10 protein-coding genes, 1 tRNA gene and 1 rRNA gene are annotated in these 11,936 nt (G+C 48.4%); 2 read left to right on the top strand and 10 right to left on the bottom strand.

Annotated elements, in window-relative coordinates; genetic code table 11:
* Positions 1-8 precede the first annotated feature (8 nt).
* Positions 9-4,421 carry a DEAD/DEAH box helicase gene (locus tag EV294_RS17400; RefSeq protein WP_132309807.1) on the bottom strand — a complete coding sequence of 1,471 codons (4,413 nt, stop codon included), beginning with the start codon at positions 4,419-4,421 and terminating at the stop codon, positions 9-11.
* Between the two features lie 204 nt (positions 4,422-4,625).
* On the opposite strand from EV294_RS17400, the gene EV294_RS17395 reads away from it, so the two are divergent.
* Positions 4,626-4,958, top strand: coding sequence for a DUF5658 family protein (locus EV294_RS17395; protein WP_132308997.1), 333 nt, complete (start codon positions 4,626-4,628; stop codon positions 4,956-4,958).
* Here EV294_RS17395 and EV294_RS17390 read toward each other — a convergent pair.
* From EV294_RS17390 to EV294_RS17365, 7 genes are all read right to left on the bottom strand, one after another.
* A complete protein-coding gene (locus EV294_RS17390; RefSeq protein ID WP_132308995.1) occupies positions 4,949-7,063 on the bottom strand; it encodes a WG repeat-containing protein in 2,115 nt (704 codons plus the stop codon). The two genes, EV294_RS17395 and EV294_RS17390, sit on opposite strands and share 10 nt — an antisense overlap.
* Positions 7,064-7,173: 110 nt before the next feature.
* A complete protein-coding gene (locus EV294_RS31105) occupies positions 7,174-7,356 on the bottom strand; it encodes a DUF6954 family protein (RefSeq protein ID WP_481856083.1) in 183 nt (60 codons plus the stop codon).
* 12 nt (positions 7,357-7,368) lie between these two features.
* Positions 7,369-7,743: a glyoxalase superfamily protein gene (locus EV294_RS17385; protein WP_279513594.1), complete on the bottom strand. Its 375-nt coding sequence runs from the start codon at positions 7,741-7,743 to the stop codon at positions 7,369-7,371.
* Positions 7,744-7,960: 217 nt separating this feature from the next.
* The gene (locus tag EV294_RS17380) at positions 7,961-8,425 is read right to left on the bottom strand and encodes a VOC family protein (RefSeq protein ID WP_132308994.1); all 465 of its coding nucleotides are present in this window, start codon (positions 8,423-8,425) and stop codon (positions 7,961-7,963) included.
* 24 nt (positions 8,426-8,449) lie between these two features.
* Positions 8,450-8,920, bottom strand: a complete 471-nt coding sequence (locus EV294_RS17375; protein ID WP_132308992.1) for a pentapeptide repeat-containing protein — start codon at positions 8,918-8,920, stop codon at positions 8,450-8,452.
* Positions 8,921-9,170: 250 nt separating this feature from the next.
* Complete coding sequence (locus EV294_RS17370; protein WP_132308991.1) at positions 9,171-9,971, bottom strand: class I SAM-dependent methyltransferase; 801 nt, start codon at positions 9,969-9,971, stop codon at positions 9,171-9,173.
* Between the two features lie 4 nt (positions 9,972-9,975).
* Positions 9,976-10,731 carry an SDR family NAD(P)-dependent oxidoreductase gene (locus EV294_RS17365; RefSeq protein ID WP_132308989.1) on the bottom strand — a complete coding sequence of 252 codons (756 nt, stop codon included), beginning with the start codon at positions 10,729-10,731 and terminating at the stop codon, positions 9,976-9,978.
* Between the two features lie 449 nt (positions 10,732-11,180).
* Between EV294_RS17365 and EV294_RS17360 the strand changes: the two genes are divergently transcribed.
* Positions 11,181-11,474 (top strand): Dabb family protein, encoded by a 294-nt coding sequence (locus EV294_RS17360; RefSeq protein ID WP_132308988.1) that lies wholly within the window; start codon positions 11,181-11,183, stop codon positions 11,472-11,474.
* Positions 11,475-11,601: 127 nt separating this feature from the next.
* On the opposite strand, the gene EV294_RS17355 is transcribed toward EV294_RS17360, so the two are convergent.
* Positions 11,602-11,677, bottom strand: a tRNA-Thr gene (locus EV294_RS17355).
* 164 nt (positions 11,678-11,841) lie between these two features.
* Positions 11,842-11,936, bottom strand: a 23S ribosomal RNA gene (locus EV294_RS17350); the annotation flags it as partial.

Raw genomic sequence — 11,936 nt, 5'->3', positions numbered from 1 at the left:
TAGCATGCCTATTTCAATTGGCTTTGCCATAATACAAGCGACTTCTGATCGCTCTCCGCTCCAATTTCCTTCAGCAGCCTTCCTTCCTCCGTCAACGCTACCGTCTCTCCGTTCCAGCGTTCCACCACAATCTTCGAGAGATGCTGGCGGCGAAGCAGCGTCATAAAAATCCATTTCATCTCCTCTGACGAAGGAGGCTTGGAGGATTCCTGAGGATCCATCGTATGGATCCTTTTGCCGTTGTTCTCCATCCAGTACAGCCATTGATCTCCCCGTATAACGAGAAAATGCCCGGGCTTTCTGGCAAAGGAACAATCCTTGCTCTCCGGCCATTCCATGATCAAGCCAAACGGATTGGCCGGATCTACCGCCGACAACAGCGTAAGCGTCTCTTGCGCAGGGCTTCCCGAAGAGAATGGTTTACGAATAAGCTCGGCAATCTCCGGTGTCGTAAACTGCATCGTTATCGATCCGTCGATAAACAATCCGCGCGTCAACGTACCCCATTCCTCGAGCTTTCGGAGAACCGGCTGAAGACGGTCCCAGCTGTAAGGCGTAACCGAAGCGGTCAACTCCTTGGTAACGATTCCGTACGTCCCCACCAAATGGCGGATCCAATACATCTCCGGCGAGTCCGTATCCGTAGACGTATTCCCGGATTGCCCTTCTTCCGGCGAAGCCTCTTCCAGACTGCCGGTCCAGTACCATCTGCCGAGTCCCGATCCGGTCTTTGCCCAATCCTTGCTTTTCTTTAGCGTTAATAGCCGCAGGGGAGCAAATTGGTCATTGGAGGCATGGCCTTCCCAAGCAAGCTCCAGCAACGCCGACAACACCTCCGTCGGAAGCTTCCCGGTCTCTCTCGCCAGTCGGGTAAGGAAGCTTGCCCCGCTCTTCTTCAACAGCTCGAGCAGCTCCGGATGCGACGCGGCTTTTTCCCTGCTCTCCGCCAGATAAGGCTCATAGATCGAACGGCTGCCTGCGAGGAAGAAAGCAACTTTCCCTTCCTTTTCGTCCGGCTGCTTCTTGCCGATCCAGATGACTTCCCCCGTTGCGCACAGCAGATCAAGCTCATCCTTCCGGTAATCCGCAACGCGGGAAGGGAAAATAACCGTTTCCCAATGCGATAACGGCAGAAAAATACCCTGCAGACGCTCGATCACAAGCTTGATGCCTTCGCTCCCGCGAAGCTGCGTACCTTGCAGCGCGTGCTGACGAAGCGCAATCTGAGCACACCAGCGGATTGCGGATACCGGCTGTATCTGCTTGCGGGCTTCCCCAATCGAGAGACGGATCATACGCTCCGCCGCTCGCCGGGTCGACCAGATCCTTTCCTCCGGCGACGCCGCAAAAGGCGCCTGATCGAGGCTGCCCTCCTCACGCAGCTTGTCGATTAGTCTCTTCGCTTCCGCTAACGGCAGCTTGGGATAACGCTCGCATAGCTCAAGCTCGGTAAAGGCGATTCGGTTATCGGCAAACCGGCGGATGATAAAGGCAGCTGCTTCATCCGACGCCGGAAAGGCTTCGTAAATGTCCCGTTCATCGCGGCAAATCCATCGGTATTCCTCTTCCGGCGTGTCTTCCGATGGTTGATAGACCGCAAGCTCTCCGGTTTGCAGAAGCTGCTCCGCCCATTCCAGCGTCCTTGTCCCAGACAGCTGAATCAGCTCGTCCGAAGCCAGATCGCCTCGGCGCTTCAGCAGACGGATAACGTCGCTTGGTTCACGAAGCTCCGGTTCCGGTTCCGAGAGCCTTTGCCTCTCCGCTTCCAGCACCTGCTCGGGAATAGCGCTGCGGATAGCCTGCTCGCCGAACAAACGGCCCGCCATCTCCTTGCTGACATTCATAAGCTGCATTTGAATGGCCGGATCCAGCCCATCGCCTTCGTAAATCCGCATATTCACGTAATCCGCCAGAAATTGGGTAGCCATCGGGGACGGATATTCCGTCTCCTTCACCACCACCTCAATCTCACCCTCCTGAATGGCGGTTAACAAAGCGCGAAGATCATCCAAAGATAAAAACTCATGCAGGCAAGCCTTCATCGCTTCCGTCAAATAAGGAAAATGCTCGGCATACGGCAAAGCATTACGAAGCAATTCCTCGCTTCTCAGCCTCTTCTGCCACAGCGGTGTTCTGCCGAAACTGCGGGATAATAATAACGAGGTTTCGGCAATATGACGGAAGGCAATCGCCAGAAGCGGCGAGCCCGTAATCGCTTCGGTCAGCAGCGGCTCCACATGACCTGGCGTAACCCCCCAAATAGTCTGCAGCCAGGAGGAATCCCATTCCGGCAGAACGAATTCGATGCCGTTGTCTTTTGCATTGCCGTACAGCCGATATGGCAGCAGCAGCTCGAACTGCCGCTCGATTGCCAGAAGCCAGGTCCGGTTGAGCCGTCTGCCGAACGGGTTATGCATAATGACATGCGTTTGGTTCATCAGATCGCGGTAGGTCTCAACGACGATGCGTTTATCCGTCGGCAGCTCGCAGAAGGATTGCTGGGAACCGATTAAAGACAGGAGCTGCTGCGCCGTATAATCATCCATCTGATAATGCTCGGACAGCCAGCCGATCAGCTTATCCTCGTCTTCCCGTTGGAGACGCTCTTCGATTTCCGCGATAAACGCCCCGACTTTTTTGCCTAACGCATACGTTCGCCCAAGTCCTTCAGCACGCCAAAACGGTATTTCGCTAAAGCGGTTGCCCGCCTCGGACACATAGACTCGATCCTTATCGATCCGCCGAATCATCCAGCCGTTCATGCCCAGCTGGAATACATCCCCTACGCGGCTCTCCTGAACGAATTCCTCGTCGAGCTCGCCGAGATGGACGCGGCTGTCCACATGATGCACCGGATAAGCCGAGCTTGAAGGAATCGTACCCGCGCCGGTCAATGCGCCGATCATCGTATTCCGCCGCTTCACGAGTTGATCCGTATCACGGTTCCAATCGAGCAGCGGCCTCATAAACGGATAAAAGCCCGCCAGCACCTGCAGCATGTCCCGAAGCCTGCCGATTGGAAAGCTTCGGTAGCTGTCGCTTCGGGCGATCAGCCTGTGCAGCTCGCCCACCGCCATGTCCTGCGCGGCAACGATGGAGATCGTCTGCTGCGACAGGACATCGAGCCGATCCCGCGGGATCTGGATCGGCTCGATATCTCGCTCGGCAATTAATTTGCCGAGCACCGCCATCTCCGGCAGCACGCCCCGCTGCCGGGCGACCATCGCGCCGCGGCTCGCGCTGCCGACGGCGTGGCCCGCACGGCCGATCCGCTGAATGCCGGATGCGGCCTCAATAGGAGAATCGAGCTGAATAACCAGCTCGATATGCCCCACGTCTATGCCAAGCTCGAGCGAGGAGGTTGCCACAATGCAGCGCAGCTCGCCTGCCTTTAGCATTCTCTCTACTTCCAGCCGCCGCTCCTTGGCAATACTCCCATGATGGGCTCTTGCCATCTCGTAGCCGGCATGATCATTCAGCCGCAGACATAAGCGTTCGCATAACCTTCGGCTGTTTACGAAAATAATGACCGAACGGCAATCGGACATCAGCGCAAACAGCCTGTCCAGAATCGGCAGCCACACCGCTTCTCGGGTCTGCATCGGCTGCGATTGATCAGGCATCGTCAACGTTACTTCAAGCTTTTTGCTCATATGGCTTTCCACGATCGTTACCGGACGCGGCACTAGACCTAGCGGATGAATGAATCCTTCACTATCGGCCACTTGTTGCTCATCTTTCCTACTGCCTGCCGGTTCCTGCCAGCCGCCAAGAAATCTTGCCACGCGGGCAAGCGGCTTCTGCGTTGCCGATACGCCGATTCGTTGAATCCGTCTTCCGCATAACTCCTCCAACCGTTCGAGCGACACGGACAAATGCGTTCCTCTTTTATCTGCTGCGAGATCGTGAATCTCGTCAATAATCGCGTAAGAGACCGTCTTTAGCATTTCCCTCCCTTTCTCGGAAGTGAGAAGAATATACAAGGATTCCGGCGTAGTGACCAGAATATCCGGCGGTTTCCGATACATAGCGGATCTAACCGAGCTGGTCGTATCCCCTGTCCGAACGCCGCTGCGGAGTCCCGGCCAGTTCGCATCCGTTGATGCGGCAAGCTTATCGATCTGTTCGATAAATGCTACCAGATGATCATGGATATCGTTATTAAGGGCCTTAAGCGGCGTAATATAAAGCAGCCTTACGCCGGCCTGACGCTGCAGCTGCTTCATTTTGGCAATCCCATCGAGACACGGAAGAACGGCGGCTAATGTTTTGCCCGAGCCTGTCGGAGCCGCAATCAACGTATTGTCGCTAGCTGTAATCGCTTTCCAAGCTTGTTTTTGCACGTCGGTCGGCTCGCCGAACGAAGCCTCAAACCATTCCGCAAGGGATGGATGAAATGAAGATAATGACGAGCTTTGCATGACTTTCAGCTCCATCTGATTATAGTCGGTCACAATTCCTTTACTACTATATTATATCAGCACAATCGGGCAAGCGCCAAAACGAAAACAGCGCATAAAATCCCCCTTCTGAAGAAGGAGTCCTTCATGCGCCAGCTTGCTAATTGTAGATACAAATTGTATCATAACACTATAACACTCTTCTATGGGATGGGAAGTGCCGGAATGTCCGTCATCCTTCGACTGCCGATAAGAGGGCTGCTGCTATGGCTGCTTTTTTTCAGTCTGACTGATGCCTTATTTACCGATATCGGAATAAGATTAAAGCTAATAACCGAGCTGAATCCGTTTGTATCTTGGCTATATAACTGGCACTCTATCGCTTACTATGGCGTTAAGCTGTTATTTCCCATTCTCTTTTTGTGTATTTATCCTCGGTTAAGTACCCGCTTATGGATCCATTATTCCGCTGTCATCCTATTCCTGCTCTACTTATTCGTTAACATGTACCATTTACTGTGGGTGGCACTTGCTCTCGTGAACGGCCATCATGGATGAAACGAACGCCAGAAATCGCCGCGCTCATCAATAATGTTCATTATCTTCGAGTAAGGGATTCTGAATTCAGGAAAGCCTGCTGCGTAAGGCGCAATCTCATAAGGCTCGAAATACAGATGCAGCGCATCCTGCGTTACGAAAAACGGTTGATCCGGTTTGATGCCTTTATACGTATCCGGAAAAACATAATCATACTGAGGGTCCGTTTTGATTTGCTCCCCTACGAGATCGCTCAGCACCTTCACGTAGTCACTGCCAGGTTTGAATAAATCCTTCAGCGTATACATGTCTCCATTGGACACATCGATATGGGCATAGACCTTCGTTGGCATGCCATGTGCTGCCCCAGCCGGATAATTATAGCCCGTCATTTCAATCTCAAGCAGGTTTTTCTTGAACAACGTCACTTCGTAATCCCCGCTATACGTATAACCAAGCTGCTCATCGCCAGGGATCGGCTTGACCTGCGACATTACCTTAAGCGTTTCGTTCAACCGCTCCTGCGCTGCATGATCGGCGATCCCTTCAACTGCGGGATAATAGACGACATAGTCCTTATTCGGCTTATATTTATGCTCTCTTACGAGATAAGGCAAGCGAAGCGGAATGACCGTGTTAGGCTCCCATACGATACGTCCGTTACGGTTGGCGTATTTAATCCTTTGGTCAATATTTACCTGTATCAAGTCATCCTCGAGCTTCAAAGTACCGCTTCCTTGGAACTGCGGATAGCCGGGAGCCGGATTGCCGCTGGTGTTAATGAAGAAGGTCGTCTTGCCGTTGCTGGCGGAAGCGAGGCCTTTTCGATACGGCTGCACGTCCGTGTAGACAAATTCCGACAATCGTTTGCCATCGGAATCGAAGATCGCATACAACGAGCCAAGGAACGGTTGATCCGGATCAATCGCTTTCCCTACCGCATACCGCTGCTGGCCAATTGCCATGATATCGTTATAAATCGTTTGTATAACCAGATTTCCTTTTGTGTCAATCACGCCGTATTCCGAGCCAAAATCCTCCGCGTTATTCACGATTGCCCGGCCATTCTGAAACGGAAATGCCATAGAATAGGTCGGCTGAATCTTTACCGTGCCTTTCTCGTTGATGTAGCCATATTTCCCATTCGCCGTCTGTTGGAAAGGCAATAATCCATCCCCCAGAACCCCTACAAACGGATAATGATATTCTGCTTCCTTGGAACCGTCATGACGGATTAAAGCATAATCATTGTCCTTCATTTTTACGACGGCATGCCTATTGGAGAAATCGGTGGCATCTTCATAACGAAGGGGTATAACCTCCTTGCCCGACCGGTCAATGTAGCCATAGACGATTTTTCCGCCTTCCAGCTGGTTGTTTACCATCGCTCTTCCGTCATGCATATCTGCCATATAGGAATAGCCATTGCTTGTAACGATAGCTCCCGAATCATTAAGCAGCCTGTATTTGCCCTTGTCGTCTATAACAACCGCTCTTCCTTCCGAGAAAGGTGCAATATAGCTATAAACGGGTCTGACAAAATAAGCACCTGTTGTGTTAATCAGGCCATTCCCATTATCCGCACTTACTATAGCAAGCCCATTCGTCTGAAAATCCTCTGCACGGTCAAAGCGCGGCGGTATCACCATCGTGCCGATTCCATTAATATAGCCCCATCTCGTTCCGCTAGTCGTTTTTTCTGATCCCGGATAATGAGAAATCGCTCTAGTCTCCAGAGTCCGTTCATCAGGTACAATATTCCGAAAACCTATAGGACTCCATTCATAGACCGCGCGCCTCGTCTGTTCTTCCCCAGTCCGCCAATTAATAATAAGATTATTAACCATCCGGCTAGTTACGGGAGCAGCAGTTAGCTCAGCAACACTATAACCTTCGCCCTTCGCAGCTGTAGCAATCGTCCATCCGATATGACGGTATTGCAAAATATGAACATAAAGCTCATCCTGCCAGCGATACACAACCGTTAGCTCCGGAACGCCATCCCCGCTTAAATCCTGGGGATAAATCGCGTATTCGTTAGGAGGATCCTCCATCATGACTAGCTCCGCCCCCGGAGGCAGTGAAGATTGTGCCAATCGGATAATCTGGTCATTGATCCAGTCCATTCGCCTTTGGTCCCCTTTCCCAGCACATTACATCAACTCACTATTCGTATGCGGAAAATTAGGAGAAATATGACAGGTTTTGAATAGAGCTTGGACCTTCGTTTGGCGTCTTACCGCTTCTTCCGGAATAAGAAGCAGGCAGCGATCGCAATGGCAACATAAATTAGGAGGACTATTCCAAGCGTAACCATTCTTTCCGACTTGCTCCCGTCCGCAAACAATACGGGGCCAAGTCCAAAGAAAGTGACTAGAAGGAATACGATTAGCAGTACAACACCTAGAAGTAACCTTATTCTCAGCGCCTCCTACTTGTCTAACGTCGACTCACAGAACACAATCCGGTTCCCGAACGGGTCGCCGATTCTGCATTCCAGCGTGTTCCACGGCGTTTCTTCCAGTCCGGGTCTTGCATATTTATAATTCTTGTCCAATAATTCGTGATGTAATTCCCTTATTCCGGTCATTTCAATGCGAACAGCCGAACCCGGACTACAGTCTCCGTAATGTTCGCTCAAATGCAGTCTTATTCTCCCCCTTGAAATCTGCATATACAGTGGCATTTCCGGTTCAAAACGATGCTCCCAATCCACGGTGAAGTCTAAAAAGTCCAAATAAAACTCCCTTGCTTTTGCCTCGTCAAATATACGAAGAATAGGTACCAGCTGTTCAAACTTCATCATGCCTCTCTCCTTTATTTCATAAGGGCGAATGTCATACTGAGTAATCGAATGCTTGTTAATTTCCCCTGTATGGTTTTTAGATGCCGGTGCTTTATAAAAATTCTCGGTCATATAGCATATTGCAATACCAGTCGCGGACATGTTCAATACTGCTTACCGGTATAAAGATACTATTGATTCTATTAGAAATAGGATTCATAAACGTCCTGCTTTCTTCTCATGTATAAACTTTTTTTCGCATTGCGCCAAGGACAATATTGTATTGATCAGGATCATGGAGATGGGCATTCTTGAATTCCCAGCCCCCATGCTCGCCAATAAAGGCTTCAACTCCGATCATCCCGCCTCTAGTACGGACCTCTTCCACGTATTCGTCGAATTCTTCCCAGCCCATATGGATATAGGTATCCCAGCCATAATCCGGCCCTTCCCATTCCGTTGGATAACTGTGACGCTTGGCTGAGACGGCATTCGGTTTAACATCTTCTCCGGAGACAGCTTGTTGAAGGATAAAACAGACCTCGTCACGCTCCGCATGTCCCCAATCATCAATCGAAAATCCTAAGCAATCGCGATAATACGCTTGCGACTTAACCAGATCCGATACTAATCGAACCTGAATAGTCTTCCCGAGCTTAACTCTGGACTTGCCCTTCTCTTCTTCAAGCACTTGTTCGCTCATGAGATTGACCTCCCGACGATTGATCTACTGATCCTTAAGCAGATCCGATATCAGAATTCCATTGATTCGCAAACCATCAATATTGCAGTTATCAATCGTTACATTGGATAAATCGCAGGCATTGAACTGGGATTTCGAGAGATTGCAGCTTTTAAAAGTGGTTGGTTCATATTGTCCATCCGGTTTGTATTGCGGCTCGCCTTCATTCGGTAGAACGACATTCGTAAACTTAGTGCCAATCAGATAGACATGATCAATGCTGGCCTGACTGATATTTGCAAGCTTAATACTTACCCCAGTCATGTTCGCATCCGTAATTTGAAAATCACTCATATTCACATCATTCAATTTCATGGCGCTCATATTTACGTTATTAATCGAAGTTCTTGCCAGGCTGACATTATCGATTACCAGCTCTTCCGCGCGAACCTCCTGCCACTTCGCACCTGAAATATCCGATTGCCGCAGATCATACGGCCCAACCTTTAAGCTCATCCTCAGATCTCCTCCAACAAATAGTTATTCAAACAGGTAAGTCGGTACAAATTCTGCCTTTATTACCCAAATAATAGCATGAAAACAAAAAGGGAACAAGTGTTTGCATTTCTTCGGAATTGTGTTATGATCTTCTAAATTACTCTATATGAATTCCGCCGCTTCGTTTGTCTATTGGCCATACACCAATTAAAGGCATAAGCATGAATAATAATTCTCCATACAATTACATTTGTAAACAGTTCTGCTTTTAGTATTTAACGGCCTTTAACGCGAGCCATTGAGGAAGCGCAGCCGAAGGATTGTCATGCCAATTGGAGTAGCTATCTATTTGTTCAGCGGTTAAATTATCGCCTTCGTTCTCTGAATCATCGACCCAGAACCAACCGTTCTCCGCATACATCTCTTCGATATGCTTGATATGAAGGCTGGCGCAAACAACAGCATTCAATATATCCTGAATTCTCCAGCCGTAGGTTGGCACTTCTCCAAAGGGCCCCGTTAGGTGATAAGGCTTTTTTACAGTGAGAGCTTCTTTTGCCTTAATTCCAAACGGCCGCATAAATGGATGGATATCGTGCATGATATAGATTCCGTTTCTCTTCAGAACCCTGCTAACATTATTGTACATGGACTTTAGATCATGGATCCAAACGTGAACGCCATTTGAAGTATAGACGAAATCGTATTCTTCGCTTGGAAGTTGCGACAACGACATCGTATCTTCGCATATGAACTCTATGTCCCAGCCCTGTTGCTTGGCAATAATGGAAGCGTTCTCTATTTGTTTATCGGAAATATCACTGGAAGTGACTCGAGCTCCCAATAAATGAAAAGCAAAAACCGCATGATTATCTCCGCTCGAAGGAACCAATACCCGTTTTCCTGTTAAGTCCGGGAAGGCCTCTCTAATCATGCCATATGTCGTTGGATGGAAAGCGGATGCAGGAACCGATATGATTTTTGCTATCGCCTCTTCGGTTCTATATTTCAAATACCAAGTATCTGACCACTCGTTCCAGCTGTTCTTCACCTTATTCTCGCTGTTCATCTGATCATTCCTCCAATTCGCATGCCGGATATAAACCACCATTAACAGAAACAGATGTACGGAGTAATTTAATGATTTGGTTGGCTACGTTAGCTGGATCCATTAAATTCCCTTCTGCCTTCTGATCCGCAAAATATTTCGCTAATGCCGTATCGGACTCTCGTGCTGTCTGCTGCATTGGTGTGTCCATCATCCCTGGGTCAACTGCATAAATTTGAACTTTATTTGCCGCCTGACCCTGATCTTGCTCCATTCCTATACATTGGGAAAACATATTCATCGCGGCTTTGGCCGAGCAATAGAGACTCATGCTTGGTGCAGGATACTCTCCGGATCCGGATAATATATTTACGATTTTTCTTCCAACACGCCAATCCGAGGTCAACCGAATAAAAGTCGAGGTAAGAAGCATCGGAGCCACAAGGTTGAGTTGTATATTTTTCATGATTTCCTCATCCGAGCAAAGATGAATCTCTTTTAATGGCGTTACTGAAGCCGCATTATTAATCAGGGTTATAGAATCGAGGTCATATTGATTAATAGCCGAAATAAGATTTTGTACTACAGTTTTAATATTCTCCAAATGAGTGAGATCAACAGGATAAAAGTAGTATTTTCCTGCTGCAGCGTCTTTGCCAATTACCTCATTATTCGTGCGGGATAAACCGATAACCGTGTTCCCATCCTCTAGAAGGTTATTAGCGAGCTCAGCTCCAAGTCCGCTGGATACTCCTGTAATGATGCAAACATGATTAGGCATGATAATCTCATCTCCTCTTCATTTCCCTAATCTTAATCATATAGTAGGTAACAGAATTGCTCACCGCCAGAAAAAAGAAAACAACTGCCAGGAACATCACTCCGCTAAAATAAGCATTATTCTTATCTTCCACTATAAGAAATAGCAAAGGGATTAATGAAACCACAAATCCTGAAATAAACAGAATACTCAACAGCCTTCTCCATTTCATCCTCTCACTCCCGAATTTAAGAGTTGACCCTCTATTGACTTCAACATTTTTCCAGTAAAAACAAGATTAACACATCTGAATGCACCATGCACGCAAAACTTCAAACTCGTATTCTAGCAGACCAAAGCTTGTGTATACCGATTAAAGAGCTTGGTTATTGAAAAGAACTAGAAATGCATTCCCATTTCATGCTATATTGCATAAGGCTAGAGATTTTGATGAAGAGAGAGGTTACAACATGATTGATCGTACTATTTTGGTGAAATTCGGAGAGCAAACAACCAACGAACAGCTCCAAGAGATCGTAGATCGCTTTAAGGCGCTGAAACAACATTTGACAGGTGTCGTTGAAATTAATGCCGGCATTAATTTCTCGGATAACAACAAAGGCTACCAGCTGGTCCTTCGCGTCAGATTCGAAGATAAAGCTGCGTTAGAGGCTTATGGCCCTAACCCGCAACACCAAGCTGTAGCAGCGCTTATCCGCGAGTATGGCCGTGAGGACAGCATAGCAGCGAATATCGAAGTGTAACCTAAAAACAGCGGATCGCTTTGCAAAGCGACCCGCTGTTTTTTCGAACAATAAACTGTTTTACTCGGTTACAACTATTAAAATAACAAAAAATCCGATCATAGTTGATCGGAATTATACTTGATAATGGTGCCGGCGATAGGAGTCGAACCCACGACCTACTGATTACAAGTCAGTTGCTCTACCAACTGAGCTACACCGGCATAAAGGTATATTTACACCTTGAAAACTGGATGCGAAAGTTTGAATTCCTTAAGTCATTTATGGGGCCCCTGCAAAGTACTCGGAAGTAACTCCGAAGCATTTGCTTCACTTTGTGGGGTATCCAAGTTTATGCTTCCGAAGTACGTTTCCTTCGGAAACGTTGTAGGATAAGCCCTCGACCGATTAGTATTCGTCAGCTCCACACATTGCTGTGCTTCCACCCCGAACCTATCAACCTCGTCGTCTTCAAGGGGTCTT

Source organism: Paenibacillus sp. BK033 (assembly GCF_004345425.1).
In the GTDB taxonomy this organism is placed as follows: domain Bacteria; phylum Bacillota; class Bacilli; order Paenibacillales; family Paenibacillaceae; genus Pristimantibacillus.
This window is presented reverse-complemented; position numbering and strand designations above follow the sequence as displayed.